This is a genomic window from Bacteroidota bacterium (assembly GCA_016713765.1).
GTDB lineage: Bacteria > Bacteroidota > Bacteroidia > AKYH767-A > 2013-40CM-41-45 > Pollutiaquabacter > Pollutiaquabacter aromativorans.
The window spans coordinates 2,057,891-2,081,725 of the sequence record JADJON010000001.1 but is presented as its reverse complement, the minus strand read 5'-3'; the positions used below and the strand labels follow the sequence as shown (position 1 = coordinate 2,081,725).

The 23,835-nt window shown below is 53.5% G+C and carries 21 protein-coding genes and 1 tRNA gene; 11 read left to right on the top strand and 11 right to left on the bottom strand.

Annotated elements, in window-relative coordinates:
* Nucleotides 1-77: 77 nt before the first annotated feature.
* Genes IPJ96_07945 through prmC form a run of 5 tightly spaced genes read right to left on the bottom strand, consistent with a single transcriptional unit; the run spans nucleotide 78 to nucleotide 6,979 of the window.
* On the bottom strand, nucleotides 78-2,456 hold the full coding sequence (locus tag IPJ96_07945) for a TonB-dependent receptor (protein ID MBK7910280.1): 2,379 nt from the start codon (nucleotides 2,454-2,456) through the stop codon (nucleotides 78-80).
* 48 nt (nucleotides 2,457-2,504) lie between these two features.
* Nucleotides 2,505-3,383 carry a 4-hydroxy-tetrahydrodipicolinate synthase gene (locus tag IPJ96_07940; protein ID MBK7910279.1) on the bottom strand — a complete coding sequence of 293 codons (879 nt, stop codon included), beginning with the start codon at nucleotides 3,381-3,383 and terminating at the stop codon, nucleotides 2,505-2,507.
* Between the two features lie 3 nt (nucleotides 3,384-3,386).
* On the bottom strand, nucleotides 3,387-3,935 hold the full coding sequence (locus IPJ96_07935; protein MBK7910278.1) for a hypothetical protein: 549 nt from the start codon (nucleotides 3,933-3,935) through the stop codon (nucleotides 3,387-3,389).
* 51 nt (nucleotides 3,936-3,986) lie between these two features.
* Nucleotides 3,987-6,065 carry an NAD-dependent DNA ligase LigA gene (gene ligA / locus IPJ96_07930; protein MBK7910277.1) on the bottom strand — a complete coding sequence of 693 codons (2,079 nt, stop codon included), beginning with the start codon at nucleotides 6,063-6,065 and terminating at the stop codon, nucleotides 3,987-3,989.
* A gap of 20 nt (nucleotides 6,066-6,085) precedes the next feature.
* Nucleotides 6,086-6,979, bottom strand: a complete 894-nt coding sequence (gene prmC / locus IPJ96_07925; protein MBK7910276.1) for a peptide chain release factor N(5)-glutamine methyltransferase — start codon at nucleotides 6,977-6,979, stop codon at nucleotides 6,086-6,088.
* Nucleotides 6,980-7,037: 58 nt separating this feature from the next.
* On the opposite strand from prmC, the gene ribD reads away from it, so the two are divergent.
* Nucleotides 7,038-8,075 carry a bifunctional diaminohydroxyphosphoribosylaminopyrimidine deaminase/5-amino-6-(5-phosphoribosylamino)uracil reductase RibD gene (gene ribD, locus IPJ96_07920; GenBank protein MBK7910275.1) on the top strand — a complete coding sequence of 346 codons (1,038 nt, stop codon included), beginning with the start codon at nucleotides 7,038-7,040 and terminating at the stop codon, nucleotides 8,073-8,075.
* A gap of 12 nt (nucleotides 8,076-8,087) precedes the next feature.
* Complete coding sequence (locus tag IPJ96_07915; GenBank protein MBK7910274.1) at nucleotides 8,088-9,011, top strand: M20/M25/M40 family metallo-hydrolase; 924 nt, start codon at nucleotides 8,088-8,090, stop codon at nucleotides 9,009-9,011.
* Nucleotides 9,012-9,014: 3 nt separating this feature from the next.
* Here IPJ96_07915 and IPJ96_07910 read toward each other — a convergent pair whose 3' ends face one another.
* Nucleotides 9,015-9,422 (bottom strand): acyl-CoA thioesterase, encoded by a 408-nt coding sequence (locus IPJ96_07910; GenBank protein MBK7910273.1) that lies wholly within the window; start codon nucleotides 9,420-9,422, stop codon nucleotides 9,015-9,017.
* 167 nt (nucleotides 9,423-9,589) lie between these two features.
* Between IPJ96_07910 and IPJ96_07905 the strand changes: the two genes are divergently transcribed.
* The 4 genes from IPJ96_07905 to IPJ96_07890 all read left to right on the top strand — a co-directional run bounded on the left by IPJ96_07905 (nucleotide 9,590) and on the right by IPJ96_07890 (nucleotide 14,162).
* Nucleotides 9,590-10,339 carry a 5'-nucleotidase C-terminal domain-containing protein gene (locus IPJ96_07905; GenBank protein ID MBK7910272.1) on the top strand — a complete coding sequence of 250 codons (750 nt, stop codon included), beginning with the start codon at nucleotides 9,590-9,592 and terminating at the stop codon, nucleotides 10,337-10,339.
* Entirely contained in the window at nucleotides 10,329-11,300 is a 972-nt protein-coding gene (locus IPJ96_07900) for a metallophosphoesterase (GenBank protein ID MBK7910271.1), read from the top strand. The genes IPJ96_07905 and IPJ96_07900 overlap by 11 nt, the downstream gene beginning before the upstream one ends.
* A 178-nt stretch (nucleotides 11,301-11,478) precedes the next feature.
* Nucleotides 11,479-12,909, top strand: coding sequence for a chromosomal replication initiator protein DnaA (dnaA, locus tag IPJ96_07895; GenBank protein ID MBK7910270.1), 1,431 nt, complete (start codon nucleotides 11,479-11,481; stop codon nucleotides 12,907-12,909).
* Between the two features lie 95 nt (nucleotides 12,910-13,004).
* Nucleotides 13,005-14,162 carry a hypothetical protein gene (locus tag IPJ96_07890; GenBank protein ID MBK7910269.1) on the top strand — a complete coding sequence of 386 codons (1,158 nt, stop codon included), beginning with the start codon at nucleotides 13,005-13,007 and terminating at the stop codon, nucleotides 14,160-14,162.
* Nucleotides 14,163-14,196: 34 nt separating this feature from the next.
* Here IPJ96_07890 and IPJ96_07885 read toward each other — a convergent pair.
* Nucleotides 14,197-14,269, bottom strand: a tRNA-Lys gene (locus IPJ96_07885).
* Between the two features lie 116 nt (nucleotides 14,270-14,385).
* On the opposite strand from IPJ96_07885, the gene IPJ96_07880 reads away from it, so the two are divergent.
* The 5 genes from IPJ96_07880 to IPJ96_07860 all read left to right on the top strand — a co-directional run bounded on the left by IPJ96_07880 (nucleotide 14,386) and on the right by IPJ96_07860 (nucleotide 17,740).
* Nucleotides 14,386-14,943 carry a thioredoxin family protein gene (locus IPJ96_07880; protein ID MBK7910268.1) on the top strand — a complete coding sequence of 186 codons (558 nt, stop codon included), beginning with the start codon at nucleotides 14,386-14,388 and terminating at the stop codon, nucleotides 14,941-14,943.
* Nucleotides 14,940-15,779, top strand: a complete 840-nt coding sequence (locus IPJ96_07875) for a deoxyribonuclease IV (protein MBK7910267.1) — start codon at nucleotides 14,940-14,942, stop codon at nucleotides 15,777-15,779. Before IPJ96_07880 ends, IPJ96_07875 begins: the two co-directional genes overlap by 4 nt.
* Nucleotides 15,776-16,342: a GNAT family N-acetyltransferase gene (locus IPJ96_07870; GenBank protein MBK7910266.1), complete on the top strand. Its 567-nt coding sequence runs from the start codon at nucleotides 15,776-15,778 to the stop codon at nucleotides 16,340-16,342. Before IPJ96_07875 ends, IPJ96_07870 begins: the two co-directional genes overlap by 4 nt.
* 28 nt (nucleotides 16,343-16,370) lie before the next feature.
* Nucleotides 16,371-16,796, top strand: coding sequence for a GNAT family N-acetyltransferase (locus IPJ96_07865; GenBank protein MBK7910265.1), 426 nt, complete (start codon nucleotides 16,371-16,373; stop codon nucleotides 16,794-16,796).
* Between the two features lie 113 nt (nucleotides 16,797-16,909).
* A complete protein-coding gene (locus IPJ96_07860) occupies nucleotides 16,910-17,740 on the top strand; it encodes a hypothetical protein (GenBank protein MBK7910264.1) in 831 nt (276 codons plus the stop codon).
* Between the two features lie 62 nt (nucleotides 17,741-17,802).
* On the opposite strand, the gene IPJ96_07855 is transcribed toward IPJ96_07860, so the two are convergent.
* The 4 genes from IPJ96_07855 to IPJ96_07840 form a co-directional block, all read right to left on the bottom strand.
* On the bottom strand, nucleotides 17,803-18,369 hold the full coding sequence (locus IPJ96_07855) for a YqgE/AlgH family protein (protein MBK7910263.1): 567 nt from the start codon (nucleotides 18,367-18,369) through the stop codon (nucleotides 17,803-17,805).
* 102 nt (nucleotides 18,370-18,471) lie between these two features.
* Entirely contained in the window at nucleotides 18,472-19,644 is a 1,173-nt protein-coding gene (locus tag IPJ96_07850; GenBank protein ID MBK7910262.1) for a hypothetical protein, read from the bottom strand.
* 108 nt (nucleotides 19,645-19,752) lie between these two features.
* Complete coding sequence (locus IPJ96_07845; protein ID MBK7910261.1) at nucleotides 19,753-21,357, bottom strand: PDZ domain-containing protein; 1,605 nt, start codon at nucleotides 21,355-21,357, stop codon at nucleotides 19,753-19,755.
* Between the two features lie 73 nt (nucleotides 21,358-21,430).
* Nucleotides 21,431-23,833, bottom strand: a complete 2,403-nt coding sequence (locus IPJ96_07840) for a TonB-dependent receptor (protein ID MBK7910260.1) — start codon at nucleotides 23,831-23,833, stop codon at nucleotides 21,431-21,433.
* Nucleotides 23,834-23,835: the final 2 nt, after the last annotated feature.

The window sequence follows — 23,835 nt, the reverse complement described above, 5'->3', positions numbered from 1 at the left end:
GAATGCGGTAATCCGGCAAGGAAAGGACGGACCTTATTTTGCCAACGCGGGAATATGGAGGGCGAAGGGCAGAAAGATCAGAATTCAGCCACGATTCCGATACTTGGAATAAGGCTCCCCGCTTCATTGGGGATCAGCAAGGGCAAATAGGCGTCGGTATTATTGGGATCTACGATCGGCTGCCCGTTGGCATTCCGTTGTACACTGACGTAAGGTGCAAATTCCGTTACCTGATTATAGACATTCTGCACATCCAGGAAAAAGTTCAAGCTCCATTTTTTATAGTAATACTTCTTATCGATCCGCAGGTCGAGCTGATGAAACGCATCGGTGCGCAAGGCGTTGATGGCGGTACGGTCCGGGATACCTTGTCCGGTGATGTCGAAGTTGGATTTCTCGACAGACGCTGCAACGTCAAAAGGCGTATAAGGTGTACCACTGTTGAATCGGAAACGAAAACCCACCTGCCAGTTCTTGGGAAAGTACTTGCCGCCGGTCAGGCTGACGACATGCCGGAAATCCCAGGAAGAAGGCAGAAATGCACCGTCCAGACTTTCGAACTCACTGCGTAAAAGTGTGTAAGCCAGGATGCCGAATACTTTCTTGAACAGTTTCTGTTGTACCATGAATTCGACCCCATAGGAACGCCCCCTATTGTCGAAACGAACAGGTACAGTTCCAACGGTACCGAAATCGCTGCCCTGGTTGGCGATGGAAATGGAATCGCGTAGGTTGAAGGGATACTGCGAATAGTTCTTGTAGAATCCTTCGAGGGTAATTCGGACAAAGGAGGGTGCCGTGTATTCGAAACCGGCGACCAGGTGATCGCACTGCATGTAGCGGGCATCCACCTTATTGACCAAGGTTCCTGCATTATCGCGGAAGCCAAGAATGGTATAGGCCGGAAGTTGGAAGTACCGTCCGGCGTTGGCATTGAAACGGAAGCGGTCGGAAAGCCGATAGCTGAGCGACAGTCGGGGAGAAAACTGATCCTGGGGACGTTGCATCCGTTCGTTGAACGTATTGGCATCCAGACGAAATCCGGCTGATAGCGTAAGATCTTCCCGGAGAGCGGAGATACTCCACTGCGCGAAGAGGGCAGCTTTGTAGAAGCTGATGTCGGATTGATACCGGACTTCTCCCACATACGGCACCCTGTTGAAGGTCCGATTCGTATATTCGGCCGATTCCAGGTTCATGCCGAAGGTTATTTTCTGGCTTCCGATCCTTTCCACTTGTTCGTACCTGAACTTGTTCTCCGTTTCCCGGCTGGAATAATCGAGCAAGCGGTTGTTCTCAGAAGACGCATCGTTGTCCTGGAATTTCTCCGCGTCATTCTGCAACTGGTTTCTTGAAAGTGCAAACAGGGAATATCCGTTCGTTCGGTACCGGCGGTAAACGGCTCCGACGGTGTAATTCCACTGCGTGTTGACCGGAAGGTTATTGAGGAGGTATTGCTGCAAATCGGTTTCGTCCTGTTCCAGGTTGAGTCGTACCCGGTCATCGGCACCAAGACCCAGGAAGGTGATCTCGTTACGATCATCGATCTTCCATTTTGTCTTGACGAGGAAATCATCGTAGGTCGGCAGGAATGGCAAACCGATCGCTTTGAAGAGAAATTGCAGGTAGCTTCTTCTCCAGGATGCGATGAAATTCACCTTATCGGACAAGGGCCCATCCACGGTCGCTGCCAGGTCGGATGCTCCCAACGTCAGGGTATAACCCATTCGCTCTGCCCTGCCCTCTTTCAACTTGAAATCCATGACCGAGCTGAGTGTGTTACCGCGAGCTGCCGGGAAAGCACTGCTGTAAAAGTCAACTTCCCGGATGAAGTCTACGTTGATCATGCCCACGGGGCCTCCGGTGGAACCCTGTGTGGCGAAGTGGTTGATATTGGGGACCTCGATACCGTCGAGGTAAAATCGATTTTCGTTCGAGGAACCGCCGCGAATGATCAGGTCGTTGCGGAAACTGGCGGTGGCCGCTACACCGGGCAACGATTGCAGCGCTTTGGAGATATCCCGGTTGGCTCCAGGATTACGTTTGATATCCACTTCACCGACATTATAGACGGAAACCGGGGCTTCTTCCAGTTTCACAAACGGATCGGGGCGAACAGTCACTTCTTCCAGCTCGGTTGAACGTGCGACGAGTTCGACGCGGACAGGCCGTACACGGGTCGAACTTACATCGATCTCGAAAACAGCCGCCTTGTCGTAGCCGACCGACGTGACTTCGATGTTGTAGATTCCCGGTGTCAATCCACGGAATTCAAACCGACCCTGTTCGTCGGTGGTCGTTCCGATCGTAGTACCGGAGATCTGTACCGGTGCAAACGGTATGGGCTGGTTACTGAGCTTGTCAACGACCTGGCCGTTCAACGTAGCCGAAGGGGCCTGCGCGAAGGCCACTTGGCCAAAAAGCAGGAAAAGGAGAAAAAGGCGGATCCGCATCATCGATTTCGCTTGAGGAAACACCTTTCGCTGCGAAAAGTTCAGCGGAAATCAGCCACGGAGGATGGTCTCGAACTTGTTGATCGTGGATTTACCGACCGATACCAATGGAAGCCGGACATGCTCGGCACAAACGTTCTGAAAACTGAGCAACCCTTTGACTCCGGACGGATTTCCGTCGACAAAAATGGCACGGGTGATCTCCTGCAGTTTATAGTGCAGTTTTCGAGATCGGTCAAAATTACCTTCCAAGCCGGCCCGGACCATTTCGCTCCAATCCTTCGGAAATGCGTTGGCGATGACCGAGATGACGCCATCGGCTCCGCAGGCAAGCATGGGAAGGGTGAGCAGATCGTCGCCGCTGATCACCAGGAAGTCCTTCGGACGACCGTGCAGGATGCGCATGACCTTTTCCAGATTGCCGGAAGCCTCTTTGATTCCGATGATGTTGCGTACATCGTGCGCCAGTTCCAGGGTGGTCTCGGCATCCATGTTCGAGCCCGTGCGGGAAGGAACATTATAGAGTATGAGCGGAACCGGGCAGGCGTTGGCGATCATCTTGTAATGCTGGTAGATCCCCCGCTGGGAAGGCCGGTTGTAGTACGGGGATACGGACAGCACCGCGGAGACACCGTCGAAATCCATTTCTTCCATGCATTCGAGGATCTCGTTGGTATTATTTCCACCCAATCCCAGCACGACCGGCAAACGGCCGTCGTTGATCTCCAGCACGAAATCCAGCACAGCACGACGTTCGTCCTTCGTGAGGGTGACCGATTCACCCGTGGTGCCAAGCGGAACCAGGTATTCCACTTTTCCGTCGATGATCCTGTCGAGCAGTTTTTTGAACCCCTTGAAATCAATGCTACCATCCTTATGGAAGGGTGTCACCAGGGCGACACCGGTCCCTTTGAGTTTATTCAGGTTCATGGTTCAGCGTTTTACTTGGCGCAGGTAGTGCTCCGTCTCTTCGATGACGGTTTTTATACCGGTGTCCGGGGGCAACTGCAACATCATTTCGTAGCAGGTGATATTGCGTTTGTCATATCGGCCGATGCGAAACTTCGCATGCGAAACAGCGGCAATATAGCGTAGCGGGAATGATTTCCCATTATTCAGGTTAATCAGGATATCGAAAGGTTCCCGAATGAAGTTATCGACGATCGGGTCCTTCGGAATCAGGCGGAAGTCGAGGTCTTTGCGGGTGAAAAAATCGAGACCATACTGGGCGAACTGTCCGTTGGGCAGTTGCTTCTTGTCGACAAAACCCATAGCCTGGATATCCTTTTTGTAGACGGAACGCACCTGTTTCACATATGCCTTCACCACTTCGTAATCACGCGCGTCGGTGGCATCGTAAAGTATCCCGATCTTCTGGGCGTCATCGAATGGAACAACCTCGTGCACCAGTTTCAGCTTCCGCACATCCTGCAGGAAGCGTCGCTGTCCGAGATACGTCCGAATCTTTTTGGGTACGGCCAAGGTTCTGCTGCTAGCCAGACGAAGATAGGGCTTTTCATCCGATGCGAGCACTCATCGAATCATTCGCTCGAAGGTGGCTTCGTCGATGACTTTTACTTTCAGCCGTTCCGCCTTTTCGATCTTACTGGGACCGGCCTCCGAGCCTGCCAGCAGGTAGGTCGTCTTGGATGAAACACCTGATTGGACCTTTCCTCCGTGGCGTTCGATCACTTCCTTGAGTGCATCGCGTTCGAAGTGTTCGAAGACACCGGAGACGACAAACGCCATACCGGCCAGTTTATCGCTAAGGGGACCTTTGCCACGTGTATCCAGGGTCATTTTCAACCCGGCCTTCCGGAGGGCATCGATCTGCCGGAGGTGTTTCTTGTCGCGGAAATATTCGTGTACACTTTCCGCGATCTTTTCACCGATCTCTTCAGCCTGTATCAACTCCTCCGCCCCTGCCGCTGCCAGGGCGTCCATGGTTTTGAAATGTTGGGCCAGTTTCTTCGCCACAGTCTCCCCGACATACCGTATCCCGATGGCGTACAATACCCGCTCGAAGGGCACTTCACGGGAGGCTTCGATTCCCTGCAGGATCTTTTGCACCGATTTTTCCTGCAAGCGAATGACTCTCGGCTTTTCTCCCGGCTCCGTGGAAAGGGTTTTCTCCAAGCCCAGTAACTGTCCTGCTTCCAGGCGGTACAGGTCTGCCGGTTCTTTGATCAGTCCCTTATCGAAGAGCAGTTCCACTTTGCCTTCGCCGAGGCTGTCGATATCCATCGCCCGTCGGGAAATGAAATGCTCGATCTTCCCCTTGATCTGCGGCGGGCAACCGTCCTCGTTCGGACAATAATGCAAGGCCTCCCCTTCACGACGAATCAATGCTTCGCCACATTCCGGACATTTTCGAATGTAACGTACCGCCGTCGCGTCCTTCGGGCGTTTCTTGAGGTCGACACCGGTGATCTTCGGAATGATCTCGCCACCTTTTTCCACAAAAACATGATCCCCGATGTGGAGATCGAGTTTAGCGATCTGATCGGCGTTGTGCAGGGTGGCACGACGCACGGTGGTACCGGCCAGGTGAACCGGTGCCAGGTTGGCTACAGGCGTGATCGCTCCCGTTCTTCCAACCTGGTAATCGATGGACAACAGGGCCGTGGAAACATTCTCCGGCTTGAACTTGTAAGCGATCGCCCAACGCGGTGACTTCGCGGTGTATCCCAATTCCCGCTGGAAACCCAGGTCGTTGACCTTGATGACAACGCCGTCGGTATCATACGGTAATTTCGCACGGCGCGTATCCCAGGCATGGATAAAGTCGAGTACCTGTTTCAGATTACTACACAATTTGTAGTGCTCATTTATTTTGAAGCCCCATTTACCGGCCTGCTCCAGCGATTCGACATGCGTTTTGAAAGGCAAACGTTCCCCGAGTACGAAGTACAGGTAGCAATCGAGCCCGCGTTTCGCGACCTGGGCCGAGTCCTGCATTTTCACCGTACCTGCAGCGGCATTTCTCGGATTTTTCATGAGTCGGTCCGCAATCTCCCCTTCATCGTATCCGTCCTCACGCAATTGCGAAGCCAGTTGCTTGTTGATGCGATCGAATGACGAGCGGGGCATGAACACCTCACCCCGGATCTCAAACTCCTTCGGGAAGTCACCGTGCAGGCGGAGTGGAATCGTTCGGATCGTTCGGATGTTGGCCGTGACATCATCACCCTTTACGCCATCGCCCCGGGTGACTGCCTGTACGAGCCGGCCATCCCGGTAAGTCATCCCGACGGCTACGCCGTCAAACTTCAATTCACAGACGTATGCGACGTCCTCTCCTACCACTTTACGCACCCGTTCGTCGAACTCACGCACTTCCTCCTCGCTGTAGGTATTTCCGAGCGAGAGCATGGGATACCTGTGGGTAACGGAGACGAACTCTTTCGTTACTTCACCTCCGACCCGCAGACTTGGAGAATCGGATGCGCGGAACTGCGGAAACTCCTTCTCCAGGCGGATCAGTTCCTCCAAAAGCTGGTCGAACTCGAAATCACTGATCACCGGTTTGGCATCCTGATAATAGAGCCGGTTGTGCTTATCAATGAGCGCAGAAAGTTCTTCGATCCGCGCTTTGGCTGCTTTTTCGTTCATGGTTCAATCTCAAAGTTGCGTTATTTACCCGGACCCGCCACATCATCGGGTAGCCGGCCGAGAACAATGCGTTCGTTTCCGTTCAGATCGCGCAGATGTGAGGTATCCACCAGTCCGGCGGTTTTCAGTAGGTCCTCCGTTTCGGATCCCGTTCCGCTGTGTATTTCAAAAATCAACCAACCGCCGGGCACCATCCACCTGGATGCACGTCCCGCGATGACGCGATAATACAGTAGCGGATCTTCCGTCGGACTGAACAAGGCTTGCGGAGGTTCGTGGTCGCGGACACGGCTGTGTAGCGTCGCTTCGTCCGCTTGCGGGATGTAAGGCGGGTTGCTCACGATCAGATGAAACGGCATCTCGGACAGTTGCGTTTCCTGCAAAACATCAGCTTGCAGAAAATGCACAGCTGCGTCCTGCTCCGACGAATTGCGCCTAGCAATTTCCAGGGCCGCGTCGGAAATATCAATGCCGATTACCTCACCATCAGGGAAGGCTTTTGCCAGGCTGATAGCGATGCAACCACTTCCGGTGCCAACATCCAGAATCCGGAGTCTGGTTCCCGGGTAGCGCGCCATCCAACTTCTTGCCTTATCCATTGCCTGGCGGACCACTTCTTCGGTCTCCTGGCGAGGGATCAACACCGCAGGTGATACTTGCAGGTTCATGCCCATGAATGGGGCTCTGCCGAGTACATATTGGACCGGTTCTCCACGCTCCAGGCGTGCAAGGTCATCCATTAAACGCTTTTCTGTTTCAGCTTCGATCGCTTCCGCTCGTCGGATCACCAGGTCGATGCGGCGCATGCTACACCTTCCCTCGATCAATCGTTCGATCACGGCGATACGTTCCTCTTCCTCGTACTCGGAAGGAAGTCGTTCTCTGGAGAGCCGGACGAATTCGCCCCAATTCATTCGACGAAAATACGGCGATGAACGGGAACCACCGCTTTCTGCCTAACTTCGCCACATGTTGGATATCCGGTTCATGGAGCGTGCGCTCGAACTTGCCCGATTGGGGCTCGGACGGGTCGCGCCGAATCCCTTGGTTGGCGCCGTCCTGGTGCAGGACGGGATGATCCTGGGTGAAGGATACCACGAAGTCTTCGGCGGTCCGCATGCTGAAGTACGGGCCGTGGAAGATGCCCTTCGCAGAGGTCACGAACAGCGATTGAAATCCTCGACCTTATTCGTGAACCTGGAGCCCTGTTCGCATCATGGTAAAACGCCTCCCTGTACGGACCTCATCCTGCGTTATGGAATTCCGAAAGTCGTGGTTGCCAATACCGACCCCTTTCCGGCTGTTAATGGAACAGGCATTGAATGCTTACGTGCAGCGGGTGTGGAAGTGCAAGTCGGTATCGAGGCGGAAGCGGGGCGATGGCTGAACCGACGCTTTTTCAAATTCCATGTAGCAAACAGGCCCTGGATCCTGCTCAAGTGGGCCGCATCACTGGATGGATTCCTGGGCGCGAAGACCAATGATCCGGTAGGGCGTCGTGTATCCGGGTCGGAGGCACATCGTCTGGTCCACCGATGGCGTTCGGAAGAAAGTGCCATAGCGGTGGGCAGTGCCACTGCGCTTAACGACAATCCTCAACTCACTGTACGGGAATGGCCGGGGCGATCACCGGTCCGGATACTCTTTGACCGAACCGGGCGTGTTCAGGGTGATCTTCATTTGTTCGACGGATCGGTTCGAACGATCCGTTTCTCACAGAAAATAGTGGGACCGACCGCGGGTATGGAGGAGATCAGGCTGGAGGAAGGATCCCATTTTTATCGTGATGCCTTTGCCAGCCTGTATGATCTCGGTTTGCAGTCTGTACTGGTTGAAGGCGGATCAGTAACCCTGAATAACCTTATCTCGGAAAACCTGTGGGACGAAGCCAGGATCTTTACGTCTCCCGTTCATCTTGGCGAGGGCGTTCCCGCGGTTTCGGTTCAGGGCAGGACGCTGTCAACCGAACAAATCGGAAACGACCTTCTGACCGTTTTGATACCCAAATAAAAAAGACACCGTATGCAGGAATCCTTTGCACTCCTGAAAAAACTCTGCTCCATCCATGCTCCTTCCGGAAATGAAGGCGCGATGACCGAATTCCTGCTGGCCTATATCCACGAGCACGGGCATCGTTGGAAGCATCAGCCGGCGGTCTTTGCCGGCGAAGACTTTCAGGATTGCCTGTTACTGGTATTTGGAAAGCCACGAACAGCCGTCTTTGCCCATATTGATTCGATCGGTTTCACCGTCCGATATAACCGGCAATTGGTGAGGATTGGAAGCCCACATTTTGAAAGCGGAACAGAATTGGTCGGACACGATTGGGAGGGAGCGATTACCTGTACGGTTCAGGTTGACGATGAAAGTCACTGGCACTATGCAGCAACACGAGAACTGGACCGCGGTACTGACCTGACGTTCAAACCGAAATGGATCGAAGACGAAGTATCGGTACAATGCTGTTACATGGATAATCGCTTAGGCGTTTGGAATGCACTTCGGCTATGCGAGACCCTGGAGCATGGAGCCGTGGTATTTTCGTGCTGGGAAGAACACGGTGGCGGAAGTGTTCCATATCTCGCCCGTTTTCTCTGGGAACGTTACGGCATCCGGCAGGCCCTGATTTCGGATGTCACCTGGGTAACGGAAGGCGTACCAGCAGGAAAAGGGCCTGTAATCTCTCTTCGGGATTCCGGACTGCCGCGTCGACGCTTTGTCGATAGGATCCTGTCGATGGCGGAAGCCAGCGGCCTACCCTATCAGCGGGAAGTCGAAGGAGCCGGCGGAAGTGATGGAACGGAACTACAGAAGCAACCCTACCCCATCGACTGGTGTTTCATCGGTCCGCCGGAAGAAAACGTCCACAGCCCGAAGGAAAAGGTGCACAAAGCGGACATTCTCGGGAACCTCGAGTTGTACCGATACCTGATGGATCGCTTGTGAGTCTTAAGGAAGGAACTTCTTCAAAGCAAGGAGCAAAGCGTCCGGGGGCTGACAGGGTCGACCCGTAGCCTTGCTCACGAAAACCAAGGTAGTTTCCGCCTCATTCAGCAGATCGCCTGCCTCATTCCGCAGTTCGTATAGAAAGCGCAACCGGACACCAGAAAGCGATACGATCCGGGTCGTGAGCACCAACAGGTCATCATAATAAGCAGGCCTTCGGTACCGGACTGAAAAGTCGGAAACCGGCAGCAGGACACCGCTATCTTCGAGCGAACGATAGCTGAAACCCAGGCTGCGCAAGGCCTCCACACGCCCGACTTCGTAATAAGTGGCATAGTTGCCGTAATAGACATATCCCATCCGATCGGTCTCACCATATCGGACGCGGAAGCTGGTTTCGTGCTGGTACATCGGAAAGAAAATCCTGTAGCGAGCGACGAAGGTAACAACGACTACATTTTTTCCTATACTTGTATGACGGAATCCCGCAGCGGGCGCGCCCTTCCTACTCTTCGCGTTTTTCGTCCGTCAGATTCCTTTCAGTTCATCCATTCACCACCCATCACCGGCTTCACGTCATGCTGCGTTCCGGAAGGTTATTGTTTTCGTTATTCCTGCTGAGCGGTTGGGCCTGTTCCCGTCCTGCCTTGCAGCACGTGCAGTTGCAGGAATATGTTTTCAGTGACAGCACCTACACAACGCAGGATCCGAAGATCGAAGGACGGATCGCTCCGTATCGGGACAGTTTGAACAGGTCGATGGCGCGGGTCTTGGCCGAATCGGCCCAACCGTTGGAAAAGAAGCAGCCGGAAGGTAAGCTCGGCGATTTCGTGGCCGATGCCTGTATGCAGGAAGCTGCAGCACTAACCCGGGAAACGATCGACCTTGCTCTATTCAATCACGGAGGATTGCGACGTTCGCTTCCGATGGGTGCGATAACGCTCGGAGATGTGTACGAGCTCATGCCGTTTGACAATGAATTGGTCGTCATAACACTTCGCGGGAGCAAGTTGCTGGAACTGTTAAACCATGTTGCTTCCACCGGTGGCGCTCCGGTTTCGGGCCTTCGGATGTTGATCAGCAGCAACCTGGCGGACTCCGTCCGGATCGGCGGCGAACCCCTGGACACCAGCCGAACCTACCGGGTGTTAACGTCCGATTATCTGGCGAACGGCGGCGATCGTTATACTGCCTTTGCGGACGCTTTGAGAAAAGAAGAACTGAGGCTTCGGGTACGAGATGCGATCGTACAGCGCCTGGAAAAACTCGGACAGCAGCGCCAAACGCTTGTTGTCACACTCGATGGAAGGATCCAACATGCAGAATAACCCTTCCCGACACACATCCGGCCTGGTTTCCAGGCGGAGTTTTCTGCGCTATGCCAGCGGAACGGCCGCGTTGATCGCTGCCGGCATGATACCGGTGCCCGCTTTTGCACGGACCGATTCGATCAAATTAACCATCCTGCACACCAATGACGTCCATAGCCGGATCGATCCGTTTCCGGACAATGACCCCAAGTATCCGGGGTTGGGCGGTTTCGCGCGCAGGTCAGCATTGTTGCGGCAGATCCGTTCAGAGGAATCGTACGTACTGCTGCTGGATGCCGGCGATATTTTTCAGGGTACGCCCTATTTCAACCTATATAAAGGAGCACTTGAACTGCAACTCATGAGTGAAATGGGGTATGATGCCGTCACGATCGGCAATCACGATTTCGATGGCGGCATCGACAATTTGCGGGAACGCATCGAACAGGATGCCAGGTTTCCGTTCCTGAACGCGAATTACGAGCTACAGGACACGCCGTTGAACGGACGGGTACTCCCCTACAAAATTTTCAGGCGCGGAGGATTAAAGATCGGCGTACTGGGTATCGGCATCGAACTGCAGGGACTGGTTGACGCGCGGATGTATGGGAACGCACGCTACCTGGATCCAGTGTCGATTGCCGAGCAAACAGCCCGGCGATTAAAACACGATGAAAAATGCGACCTCGTGATCGCGTTGTCGCATTTGGGTTACCGTTACAAGGAAAAGAAAGTCTCCGATATCATACTGGCCGAAGAAACCTCGAGCATTGACCTGATCATCGGCGGACACACGCATACATTCCTCGACGAGCCGGTACAATTGTCGAACAAAGCCGGGAAGACCGTGCATGTAGCACAAGTCGGATGGGCCGGCATTCGTCTCGGGAGAATCGACTACTTCTTTGATCGTGATCGAAAGAAAAGTTCGCTCCTCGGCGGACAAGTAAAACTTTCTGATTACACAATAGGAGCATAAATTTTTTTTAAATAGTTTTTCTACAAACCTTTGTTACGTTATTTTCGTCACGGGAAACAGAGAACGAAACGAACGGGACAAGAACACACGAAACGCATTACCCGCTTAACGGCGGCACATCACGACGGATTCGATTTTACGCACCACACAAAAACCACTTTTCTTAGAGGAGACCACTATGGAGAAAACCTGCGAGAGTGTTTGGAAAAAATGCCTGCAGATCATTAAGGACAACGTCAGCCCGCAAAGCTTCAAGACGTGGTTCGAACCGATCAAGCCGATCCGTCTGGACGGCAAGGTTCTGACCATTGAAGTTCCGAGCCAGTTTTTCTACGAATGGCTTGAAGAGCACTATATCACCCTGATCAAGAAAGTCATCCGCCAGCAACTTGGACCCGAGGGTCGACTGGAGTACAGCATTGTGATGGAACACGCCGTGGCTGAAAAGCCTTACACCGTGCGCATCCCGACCAAGACCTCCGGTGACCTGAAGAATTCTCCGGTCAGTGTTCCGGTGAACGTGAGCAGCACGATCCGCAATCCCTTCATCATCCCCGGATTGAAGAAGGTGAATGTGGAGTCCCAACTCAATCCGAATTACACCTTTGAGAATTTCGTCGAGGGCGATTGCAACCGTCTGGCCCGTTCGGCCGGATACGCGGTTGCCGGCAAACCCGGCGGAACCGCTTTCAACCCACTCCTTATATATGGTGGCGTCGGAATGGGCAAGACCCACCTGGCGCACGCCATCGGTATCGAGATCAAGAACAGCCATCCCGGGAAGACCGTACTGTATGTGACAAGTGAGAAGTTCACCCTGCAGTTCATCGACGCCGTCCGCAACAACGAACAGAACGATTTCGTCCATTTCTACCAGATGATGGATGTACTGATCATCGACGATATCCAGTTCCTTGCCGGCAAGGAAAAAACCCAGGATGTCTTCTTCCACATCTTCAATCATTTGCACCAAACCGGGAAGCAAATCATCCTCACATCGGACAAGGCGCCGGTCGATCTCCAGGGAATGGAGCAGCGCCTGCTGAGCCGGTTCAAGTGGGGTCTTGCGGCCGATCTGCAGATGCCTGACCTGGAAACCCGGATTTCCATCCTCAACCGGAAGATGTACCAGGACGGCATTGAATTGCCGAAAGAGATTGTCGAGTACATCGCTTACAGCATCACCTCGAACGTACGCGAATTGGAAGGCGCCCTGATCTCGATCCTCGCCCAGGCTTCGCTTAACAAGAAGTCGGTTACGCTGGAGCTCGCCAAGCAGATGATCGACAAGTTCGTCAAGAACACCACGCACGAAGTCTCGATCGACTACATCCAGAAGATCGTCTGCGATTATTTCGACCTGCCCATCGAGATGCTCAAGTCGAAGACCCGCAAGCGCCAGGTCGTTCAGGCCCGCCAGATCGCCATGTACTTTGCCAAGAACATGACGAAATCGTCCCTGAGCAGCATCGGCGCCCACTGTGGCGGAAAGGACCACGCCACGGTCCTGCACGCCTGCCGTACAGTCAACAACCTCATCGAAACCGACAAGAAATTCAAAGCCAGCGTAATGGAACTTCAAAAGAAGATTGCCATCAACGCAAAATGATCCTCGTTTAACCAACGACCAGCGGCCGCCCCGGGATTTATTCCGGGGCGGTTCGTTTTTACACCGCTCCCCTCCATTTCCTACATTCGCACCCGATGAAGATCAGTGAAGTCACCACGCCAGCGGAGGCTGAAGCGTTCATCCGCTTTCCCATACGTCTTTACCGGGGCGATCCGAACTACTTGCAGCCGTTGGACAAGGACATCAAAGCCGTCTTTGATCCGAAGGAGAACAAGTTTTTCCGACATGGTCAGTGTACCCGGTTCTTGTTGCGCGACAACGACGGCCAGGTCATAGGCAGGATCGCCGCCTTCATCAACGACCGGTTGGCAAAGAAAGAAAGCCAGCCCACCGGTGGATGTGGATTCTTCGAATGCATCCACGACCAGGTAGCCGCGAACCTGCTGTTCGATACCGCACGTGACTGGCTGGCAGCTCGCGGTATGGAGGCCATGGACGGACCCATCAATTTCGGCGAACGGGATGCCTGGTGGGGCCTCATCGTGGAAGGATTCGATCCGCCACCTTACAAGATGAACTACAACCCGCCGTATTACCGGGAATTATTCGAGTCGTACGGCTTCCAGATCTACTTCCAGCAATGGTGCTACTCTCTCAAGGTGGCCAACCGGCTGCAGGAAAAATTCTATGCCAGGCATGCCGCGATCAGGGAGAATCCGGACTATCGTGCCGAGCACCTGCGGAAGAGCCGGCTGGAAAAGTATGCGGAGGATTTTAGAACAGTCTATAACAAGGCCTGGGTCAAGCACGGCGCTGGGAAAGAACTGGAATCCCGGCAGGTCCAGGGCTTTTTCCGAAAGATGAAACCCGTCATCGATGAACTGGCCATCTGGTATGTCTATTATAAGAACGAACCGGTGGCGATGTGGGTAAACCTTCCCGACATCAACCAGCTCTTCGGCCGGTTCAAAGGCAAATTCGGGTTACTGGAAAAACTACGTTTCGTCTGGATGCTCAAGCGCAGGAAGACGAACAAATTCATCGGCCTCGTATTCGGGATCGTACCGGAACACCAGGGTAAAGGTGTCGACTCCTTCATGATCGTGGAAGGAGCGAGTGTGATCCAGGGCAAGAAACTCTATGAAGACTTCGAGATGCAATGGATCGGAGATTTCAATCCGAAGATGGTCGCGATCGCAGAAAGCCTTGGAACCTACCGCAGCCGGGTTCTGATCACGTATCGCTACCTGTTCGATCGGACCAAACCATTCCAACGACACCCGATCTTGTAAAAGCAAAAAGGCCTCCGGAGGGAGGCCTTTTTTGTGATTTCGCTGGGACTCGAACCCAGGACCCATACATTAAAAGTGTATTGCTCTACCAACTGAGCTACGAAATCGCCTTAAAGAGGCTGCAAAAATAGCAGTTTTTTAAATCAAACGACCTTCAGGAAAAAATTTTTTCGTTTTCTCACTTGCCTCATGCTGAGGTACATTAGCTGATTAACAATAGTTTATGGCGCGCACACCGTCCACCATGGTCGAGTTGGGGACACCACTCCCCGCTTTTTCACTTCCGGATACGGTCACCCATCGCACCTATCAGGATTCCCAATTCCTGGGAAAGCCACTGGTAGTGGCCTTTATCTGCAATCACTGTCCGTATGTTCAATTGATCGAAGCAGAACTCATGAACATCGCGCGTTCGTATGGCGCACGTGGTATCTCCTTCCTGGCGATCAGCTCCAACGATCCGGTGCAATATCCTCAAGACAGCCCGGAGGAAATGAGGAAACACGCGGTTGAAATGGGTTATCCGTTCCCGTATCTCTTTGACGCCACCCAAGAGGTTGCGCGCGCGTTCGATGCAGCCTGCACCCCGGACTTTTTCGTGTATGATACCTCGGGTCGCCTTTACTATCGCGGTCAATTGGATGACGCGCGTCCTAAGTCGGATCTTCCGGTTACCGGGCACGATCTTCGGCATGCGCTCGATGAATTGCTGCGTGGCGGCCCCGCACCGGAATTTCAGCGACCCAGCATCGGCTGCAATATCAAATGGAAGACCGCATGAAAGCGCAGTTGCTTGGAGTACACTGTTCGATAGCCGGTGGATTGGAAAAGGCATTCGAAGAAGCGGATGCACTCGGCATCGACGCGATGCAGATCTTCACCCAAAATCAGCGCCAGTGGGTCAACAAAGTGCTTTCGGACGAAGCCATCCGATCATTCAAATCGGCCTGGAAGAAGAGCGGAGTCAAGCGTATCTTCTCCCATTGTTCGTACCTGCTTAACCTGGGTTCGGCGGACCCTGCCCTCTTTTCGAAATCTGTCGATGCCCTCGAAGGTGAGGTACGCCGTTGTCATGCCCTTGGCTTGTCGGGGTGCGTCCTGCATCCGGGTGCCGCACAAGGTCGGTCTGATGAAGTCACCCTCGCCCGGATCGCCGAAGGATTGCAGGAAGTGCTGCAACGAACCGCCGCTTGTCGAACCCATATCCTGATCGAGAACACAGCAGGACAAGGCACCAGCATGGGGTATCAATTCCGTCATCTCGGTACATTATTGAAAACTGTGCGCTCCAACCGGCTCGGCGTCTGCTTTGATACCTGCCATGCTTTCGCCGCAGGTTACGATCTACGCGATGCAAAGGGGTTTCAGGCATGTTGGAAGGAATTCGATCAGGAAGTCGGCATGGAACGACTGAAAGCCATTCACCTGAATGATTCGAAAGGCGGATTAGGCAGCCGACTCGATCGGCACGAACACATTGGACGAGGTGAACTTGGCCGGGATTGTTTTCGACGCATGCTGGAAAAATTTCCCGACGTTCCGAAAGTGCTGGAAACGGATAAGGAGGACGATATGGACAGGAAAAACCTGGAGTATTTGAGAAAACTGATCCAATGAGCAGCGCCAGGATTCGTTTTGAGCCGGTGACAGCTGGTCACTGGTCACAATTGGAAGACCTCTTCGGTGAAAAAGGTGCTTGCGGTGGTTGCTGGTGCATGCATTGGCGATTAAAAGCTTCCGACTACAATGCCGGCAAAGGGGCAGGTAATAAAAGGCGGCTGCGGAACCTTACGAGGAAATTTCCACCGGGTATTCTGGCCCTCTCCGGAAAGGAAGCTGTGGGCTGGATTTCGATGGGTCCGCGCGAAGACTTCCCGCGCCTCTCCGGTTCCCGCATCCTGAAGCCTTTGGATGACAGTCCGACCTGGAGCATCGTCTGCCTCTTCATTCGAAAAGATCATCGTCGCCAGGGACTTTCCACTGCGCTGATCAATGCCGCCGCACAGTTCGCCAGGAAATCGGGCGCGGAACGGATCGAAGCGTACCCGGTTGATCAGCCGGCGGGGCTACCCGACGTATTCGCCTATACCGGTACCTTAGGCGGATATTTGAAGGCAGGCTTTCGGGAAGTCGCACGGCGCTCCCCTACCCGTCCGATCGTCCGATTAAACTTCACCTGAATCGTCCCGCTCAACGTCCACTACCATCATGATCAAAACGATCCAGCATCCCGACGAATTGTTGCAAGTGCTACCGGTTGTTCGCGCTTTGCGACCGAACGTGAATGAAGAGAATATCCGATCGCTGATCGGTGGGATGATGCAGCGGGGTTATCATCTTATCTATACGGAAGAAGACGGTGTAGCCACCGCCTTCTGCGGATACCGTTACAGCGAGCATCTGGCCTGGGGGCGTGTGATTTATGTGGATGACCTCGGCACCCTCCCCAACTATCGGGGAAAAGGATACGCTTCCGCGCTGCTCGAGCGCGTATTCGAGACGGCGCGAAAACAAGGACTGGATGGCGTGCACCTGGACTCTGGCAGCATTCCAGCCCGCTACGACGCGCACCGACTCTATCTGAAAAAGGGATTCAATATTACTTCCTTCCACTTCGCCACCAACTGGGGTTGACTTTTTTCGCTCGTCCTTAAACCTCAAGGCCTACCGGCGGTCATAGGGTTGTCGTTTGCAAACACCCCAGCGTTCGGGACGAACGTTACCCCAACACCTTCATTCCTCTTACTATGAAACCAACACGTTTCACGGCCCTGGTGTGTCTTGTCGCCGCCCTGGCCCTCCTCTTGAACACCGGTTGCAAGAAAGACAGTAATTCAGAAAGCGAAAACGCGATGACCGCTCTCCAGGAGATCGGTCAGGCGGAAAACATCAACGCGGACATGGATCATCTGGATGCCGAAGCGGCGATGACCAGCGGTGTATCCAACCAACGCACCTCCGAAACCGGTCGCTTCGGCTTCGGAAGTTGCGCCAACATCCTGCGTGATTCGATCAACCACACGGTCACGATCGATTTCGGGACCGGTTGTACCGGACAGGACGGAAGGACCCGCAGCGGTCAGATCCTGATCACCTATTCGGGTCGCTACTTCGATCCGGGCGCTGCGTGGACCGTCGTATTCTCCGATTATCATGTTGATGGCCGTCTCATTGAAGGCACACGGACGGTGACGAATACCGGTTTCAATGCCGCTGGTAACATGGTGTGGAACATCGATGCGCAAAACATGCGGGTCACCTTGCCCGATGGGCGGTGGAAAACCTGGAACAGCCAACGCACACGGGAGATGATTGCCGGATTCGGTGACAGTACCTGCGTGAATGATGTCTATCGTGTAAATGGTACCGCTACCGGCAGCAATGATCGCGGGGATACTTTTCAAGCGACGCTTACCGACCTTGTTCGGGAGCATGATTGCCGTTGGATCACAAGCGGAACCATCAGCGTGAGCAGCTCCAACCGTCCAGACCGTAGCATCGATTTCGGCAGCGGGACCTGCGACGACGAAGCAACGGTTACCGTAAACGGGCAGTCGCGTATCGTACACCTGCGCTGAACTTCATCAGCATGAAAAAGCCCCGAAGCAGATGTTTCGGGGCTTTTTATTTTCTTGATATTTCAATTGATGCCGGGATCCTCCGGGAAATCATTCAGGATGCCGTAAACGTGTCCCATCTTGCGCAGCACGCTTCCCCAGACCGTTGTCGGTTCTTCAATCAGCGCGCTGTGCGTATCCGCGGGCGTTATCCACCAGTTATCGTGCAGGATCTCATCTTCCAACTGGTGCGGAACCCAGCATGCAAAACCAGCAATGAACTTGATCTGATCCGTCGTCACTTCTCCCGATTCGATCATCACTTTCAACTGCTCGTAATCTCCACCCCAATAGATGCCCTCGCTGATTTTCTTGCTCCCCGGAAGATTCCGGATCGAGTGCACGTAGTAGATGGAATCCAGTTTGATCGGACCACCCCAATAGACCGGCGCATCGAACTCCGGAAAGTCGTCGAGGGCATCCCCGATCTTCAACGGAGTCGGTTTGTTGATGATAAACCCGATCGTACCCTTCGTGTTATGCTGGCTGATGATGACCACCGAGCGTTTAAACGAAGGCTCCGGATTGAAAGGCTCAGAGATCAGCAAGGAACCGACCTGAGGCCTTGGAGTACCCACTTTCTTTTTCATGGAAGCCGATCACAAACAAATCATTTAACTACCAGGAAAATTAAAAGGTTTGAACACCAAGCGGGGGTGCATTACACTCCGTTCTTACAGAGCACTTATTTTTTACCAGCCAACAATTAAAACGCTGCCCTTCAGCCAGTTACGAGCACTCAAGGTAACCAGATACGCGCCAGGTTCCAGACCCGTCGGCAAAGCACGTTCGATTCTGAAATACCCGGAAGGCATTCTATTCAAATCTTCGGAAAAAATGCTTCTTCCTTGCAGATCGTACAGGTGTAAAAACAGTTCTCCGACCGGATCTCGCAAGTCCCCTTCCAGTTGAAAATAGCTGTTTGTCGGGTTTGGGAAAACTCGAAAAGCAGTGATGGGTAACTCCGGCTCATTGATTCCGGGCGAGGTACCCGACTGTATCCGAACGATGACCGGCAAATGATCGGATGCTCCGTACAAAGCATCAGCAACAGTTGCCGGAACGGCTGTATTGGTCCCGTAGTTGATCGACTCGTTGAAGTGATTACCGTCGTTACCGATAGCCTCGTAGGTGCCGGGCAGGTAGTACAATTCACCTGCCTGCACCAGCGCGTTTGACATCAGTATCATATCAAAACGATCGTCCATCCCGCCGTTACTTCCTCCACCGACTGCATTCAGTCGTGTTGATTGGGTGTGAAATGGCGCGTAGGCGGGATCATTCCAGATGCCGGTAAGATTCAGGACGTCGACAACATTGCCGTCATCGACAGGGCGGTCTACGATCAATTTTTGATAGGCGGCTTCATAGTCTCCGTAAATATTGAAGTCGCCACAAACGAGAAAATCGGTACCCGCCGGTAGCAGATCCGTCCGGCGGCGAAGTGAATCCACCTCCTGTGCGCGTTGGGCTTCGTTGGTGACGCCTGTGCTGGCCTTCAGGTGTACGGCATACACCCGAAGCGTGTCGCCGGTCGGCTTAAATACCAAGGTGAAGACATTGATGTCGCGCAATGTCGTTTCGATCGGCACATTGCTCACAAAACGGAAAAGTGAATCCTTGTAGAAAATGCCGTTGTTGCTGTCGGGGCCCTGGATGTAATTACCCTGGCGGTATACACCCGGTCTGCGCAGGTTCAGGACCGAGTTCAGGAACCAGGTTGTGCTGTACGAGGTCTGATTCTCCTCGGTGACGAGGATATCGGGATCAGCATACTCGACCACCGTCCGGTAATAAGGAAGGCGCGTTGTTGTATCGTTGACCAGATCCGAGGTATTGGGCCAGTTCAGCAGGTTCCAGTTCATCACGCTAAACGAACCGGCTGGTTGCGCAAAGACATTTAACGCCGACAGTCCGACACATCCTATTGCCAACAGGAATTTCCCAGCGAACGATCTACCCATCATCTTCTATTACCGGGCCGATATCTTGAGTCGCTCGAAACTGTTATCGTTGATCGATTCGATCGCCCGTTGCAGAACGACATTGATATCGTTGATCACCTGGAAGTAGGCGCCAATATCCCAGAGATTGCGCGCGACCAATGCTTTCAACTGCAGTCGGATCAGGCGTTCCGAGGTACGAAATCCTGCACTGTCCATGGGCACTCCGCCCTTGCTGGCAGCTTCCAGGAACTCTTCGAAGAACGCGCCTTCGGGTTTGAAATCTCGTTTGAACACCGCCATGTCCGGGTAAGCGGACAACAGTTTATTCCGGTTACGATCCACATAGTTCAGCGTGAAATCACCCAGGATATTCTTACGCAGCAGGTCGGTATAGTACGTGCTACTCATGCTGGTGTCCAGTGGGACAAATACATCCGGCATGATGCCACCTCCCCCTCTCACGAGGCGTTTGGCACTGGTGAAATATTCGGTGGAATCCTGAAAACGGATACTGTCAGCATAGAAGAGTTCACCATGTTTGAACCGATTGACGTAATCCATATCGTATTCGTCCTCCTGCCCGGGTTCGTAGGGCTTCTGGATACAGCGACCTGAAGGCGTATAGTAATGCGCGACGGTCAGGCGGATCATGGAGCCGTCCGGCAGGCCGTACGACTTCTGCACGAGTCCTTTGCCAAAACTGCGTCGGCCCACGATCAGTCCGCGGTCCCAATCCTGCACGGCGCCTGAAACGATCTCACTGGCGGAAGCGCTGGTTTCATCGATGAGAATCGCCAGTTTACCCTTTTCCCAACCACCCATCACGGAAGACATGTAATCTTCCGATTGGGTCATGCGGCCGCGGGTGAAGACGATCTTTTTTCCTTCCGACAGGAATTCATCCGAAAGCTCGACCGCTTTATTCAGGTAGCCGCCGCCATTCCCCTGAAGATCGAGAATCAGTGCTGTTATGCCCTGCTTCTTGAGTTTCTCGAGCGCGTCCCGGAATTCGGACGGAGTTGAGTCGGCAAAACGGGAGATCTTGATATAACCGATCTGCGGTGTTACGAGATACGATGCGTCCACACTGAAGAGCGGAATCTTGTCGCGGGTGATCATGAAGTCGAGCAAGTCCGCACTCCCCCGACGGAAGATGGTCACTTTCACTTTGGTTCCTTTCGGTCCCCGCAGTTTCTTGAGTACATCGTTGTTCGTGATCTTGATGCCAGCGACGGTGGAGTCATTGATCGTAACGATGCGGTCGCCGGCCCGGAGTCCGAGTTTTTCGGATGGACCACCCGGAATGGTCTGGGTGATCAGGATCGTGTCGTTGTTGATGTTGAACTGGATACCGACCCCTTCGAAGTTACCGACCAGCGGCTCGTTCATTTCCCGCATCTCTTCGAGCGGAATATAGACCGAATGCGGATCGAGGTCCTTTAGCATGGCGCGGATCGCTTCGTCGGACAACTGCTTTTCGTTGACCGTATCGACATACCAGAACTTAATCAATTGCAAGGCATACTCCAGTTTGCTTTGTCCATTCTGAGCCATGACCGGCTGGAGCGCAAGGAGGGAAAACGCAACCGGCAATAGCGAGCGGAAGCGTCGGAGGATGGATACACTTTTCATGTAGTACAAAGATACTTGCGGGAGCGTTAAGGAAATCCTAAGTCCCGGGAGGTTTTACGCAGTTTGGGGTTGATCAGGAGCCGTTGTGGATCCCAAAGGGAACGCGGAGTCGAATCGCCACATTCCGGCCCATTTCCCGGTATCCGATGGCCCGGATGAGGGACAGATGATTGAAATACCCCTCGTTCAAGAGGTTGTTGACGGACACGGTAATGTCAAATTGTTGCCTTCCCCAATGAAAGGAGCCGCCCAGATGCAAGTCGATGAGCTGATAACCGTCGGTTGCCTGCTCAAATTCCGCCAGCTTATCCTGCTTAGCATAGTTACTCAAGACGATTCGTGCGAAGGGTTCATAGAGGTAATTCAACCGGGGCTTGTGTATGCTGAGTGAAGCGACGGTCTTATTGGCCGGTATGAACGGTAGATTACCTCCACGATCCAGTTCCCCGACGGTCATTCCGTAGGCAAGCTGCAAATCGACCCAGGAGGCCTTGGGATGGTGGATGTTGAGGGTGAGTTCTCCTCCCGAAAGTGTAGCGCTGTTCTGGACATAATTGTATACCGGATACAGCGAATCCTTTCCAGCGACCGTCACACTATCAAACCGTCCGGTGTTTTGGAGGTAAATGAAATTCGCCACCTGGTTATAAAACGCCTGGGCGTTGATGGCCAACCAACGTCCTTCCCAGGAAAGGCCGAGGTCGGTTTCCCTGCTTTGTTCCTGCTCCAATTGCTGGTTACCGATCTCGAAGCGATAGGCTCCCTCATGGGGGCCGTAGGTAGCCAACTGCAAATAGTTGGGAGCCGTTACACCGGTGCCGAAGTTCCCTTTCAGCGTCCAACCCTTGTGGAACTTCCACACCAACCCAACGGAACCGTTCAGGAGCGTGTATTCCTTCTCCAACTCGATCTCCGGACGAATTTCCGTGGAGTCGGTTTCTTCTCCACCTTCATACGATTCCAGGTCCATGCTGCGGCTGTCGATACGGCCACCGGCCATGATCCGGAGGTTCTTCCAATCGTAATGGATCATTCCGTAAACGCCCAGGTTGGTGATATCGGCATCGGGTACCAGCCCTTCGAGACCGTTGTTCCTGTTACCCTGGATATATCCCTGCGTACCCACCGACCATTCGAATCTCTTTTCACCATCCGAACCATAGCGCAGATCGTAGGTGAGGGTGTTGAGACGCAGCCCGATTGCCTTCTCTTTCCCGCCATCCGCGGTCGGTTCAAACTCCTTTCGGTCATTGTGTTGGAAAGAAAGATTGGCATTGATCCTGCCCCCTGGCAAGAGGATCGAATTCTCACTTGAGACAATGTGATTGGTTACGTCCTGGTACGGTGCTTCGAATTCGCGATCCCGTTGTTCCTCGGTAAACTGTTCCGGTTCCAGGTATTGACTCTCATCCTCCTGCTCGACGATACCGATCTGTTGACGCAGGTAGGAGTAGGTCAGTTTGGAAACGCCCCAGCGCTTGCTCGTTCCCAAGACCAGTTTGGCATCGGTGGAACCGAACTTGCTGTTGGGAGCGAAATCCTTATCGATCTCATTCTTCTGGCGTTCTTCACCTTCACCCTGAATGTAACTCGTATGCGACTGCCAGCCTCCACGGAAACTGTAGAAAAGGCCGTTATTGTTCATCCCCTTCACTCCTGCACGGCCGCGTATTCCCAGTGTATTGGTGAAAAACCCCAGGTCGACGTCGCCGGAAGTTGTCCCCAAGGCCGCGGGTTTTTCATCCGTGAAGATGATGGCACCGGCCAGCGCATCGGGACCGGCCATCAAAGCCGCGGGGCCTTTCAGTACTTCCACCTGATCGACTCCGTTCTCGTTTACGCCCATATCATGCCGATCGTCCCACGGCTGGTTCTCGATCCGTGTCCCGTATTGGTAAATCAAAAGTCGGTTGAACGAGAGGCCGCGAATCACCGGCTTTTGTATTCCATTTCCCAGGGTGATCTTGTCGATTCCAGGTTGATAAGCCAAAGCCGATAATACATGCACTGCACCCTGGCGCTCCAACTCGTCACGAGTCATGGTACTGAGCGCGTAGGGCACCATATCCGGTAGTCGCTCGCGATTTCCGGTCACGGTGACCTCCTGCAAGTCAATCAGTGCAGGTTCCATCTCCACATTCACGACCGTAGCGGAATCCTTAAGACTAACCTGTACCAGCCGGCTACGATACCCGGCGCGGGTGACCTGGACATTGATTCGCCCCTGGTGGAGGTTTCGGAAAATGTAGGTGCCACCTTCTTTGGATAGATCAATGCGGTTGAATTCCGGGATGAACAGCGTTGCGCCTTCAATCAACTTCGTCTTGTCGGACTTGTCGGAGACGATTCCACTCAGGGTGTACTGTGCCTGCCCTGTCACGGAGAATAGCAGGAATATGGAAATCCAGAATACGCGGATGGAGTTGGTCATGCAATGCTGTTGGTTCAGGATGTCGAAGGTAAGGATTGAGCGCATTG

What these genes read in the sequence shown, in the direction of transcription:
- IPJ96_07900 (MBK7910271.1), top strand. Translation starts at nt 10,329, where the DNA reads ATGCAGAATAACCCTTCCCGACACACATCCGGCCTGGTTTCCAGGCGG.
- IPJ96_07880 (MBK7910268.1), top strand. Translation starts at nt 14,386, where the DNA reads ATGGCGCGCACACCGTCCACCATGGTCGAGTTGGGGACACCACTCCCC.
- IPJ96_07850 (MBK7910262.1), bottom strand. Translation starts at nt 19,644, where the DNA reads ATGAACTGGAACCTGCTGAACTGGCCCAATACCTCGGATCTGGTCAAC.
- IPJ96_07945 (MBK7910280.1), bottom strand. Translation starts at nt 2,456, where the DNA reads ATGATGCGGATCCGCCTTTTTCTCCTTTTCCTGCTTTTTGGCCAAGTG.
- IPJ96_07855 (MBK7910263.1), bottom strand. Translation starts at nt 18,369, where the DNA reads ATGAAAAAGAAAGTGGGTACTCCAAGGCCTCAGGTCGGTTCCTTGCTG.
- prmC (MBK7910276.1), bottom strand. Translation starts at nt 6,979, where the DNA reads ATGAATTGGGGCGAATTCGTCCGGCTCTCCAGAGAACGACTTCCTTCC.
- IPJ96_07870 (MBK7910266.1), top strand. Translation starts at nt 15,776, where the DNA reads ATGAGCAGCGCCAGGATTCGTTTTGAGCCGGTGACAGCTGGTCACTGG.
- IPJ96_07845 (MBK7910261.1), bottom strand. Translation starts at nt 21,357, where the DNA reads ATGAAAAGTGTATCCATCCTCCGACGCTTCCGCTCGCTATTGCCGGTT.
- IPJ96_07905 (MBK7910272.1), top strand. Translation starts at nt 9,590, where the DNA reads ATGCTGCGTTCCGGAAGGTTATTGTTTTCGTTATTCCTGCTGAGCGGT.
- IPJ96_07865 (MBK7910265.1), top strand. Translation starts at nt 16,371, where the DNA reads ATGATCAAAACGATCCAGCATCCCGACGAATTGTTGCAAGTGCTACCG.
- IPJ96_07940 (MBK7910279.1), bottom strand. Translation starts at nt 3,383, where the DNA reads ATGAACCTGAATAAACTCAAAGGGACCGGTGTCGCCCTGGTGACACCC.
- IPJ96_07840 (MBK7910260.1), bottom strand. Translation starts at nt 23,833, where the DNA reads ATGCGCTCAATCCTTACCTTCGACATCCTGAACCAACAGCATTGCATG.
- dnaA (MBK7910270.1), top strand. Translation starts at nt 11,479, where the DNA reads ATGGAGAAAACCTGCGAGAGTGTTTGGAAAAAATGCCTGCAGATCATT.
- IPJ96_07860 (MBK7910264.1), top strand. Translation starts at nt 16,910, where the DNA reads ATGAAACCAACACGTTTCACGGCCCTGGTGTGTCTTGTCGCCGCCCTG.
- IPJ96_07910 (MBK7910273.1), bottom strand. Translation starts at nt 9,422, where the DNA reads ATGTACCAGCACGAAACCAGCTTCCGCGTCCGATATGGTGAGACCGAT.
- IPJ96_07915 (MBK7910274.1), top strand. Translation starts at nt 8,088, where the DNA reads ATGCAGGAATCCTTTGCACTCCTGAAAAAACTCTGCTCCATCCATGCT.
- IPJ96_07890 (MBK7910269.1), top strand. Translation starts at nt 13,005, where the DNA reads ATGAAGATCAGTGAAGTCACCACGCCAGCGGAGGCTGAAGCGTTCATC.
- IPJ96_07875 (MBK7910267.1), top strand. Translation starts at nt 14,940, where the DNA reads ATGAAAGCGCAGTTGCTTGGAGTACACTGTTCGATAGCCGGTGGATTG.
- ligA (MBK7910277.1), bottom strand. Translation starts at nt 6,065, where the DNA reads ATGAACGAAAAAGCAGCCAAAGCGCGGATCGAAGAACTTTCTGCGCTC.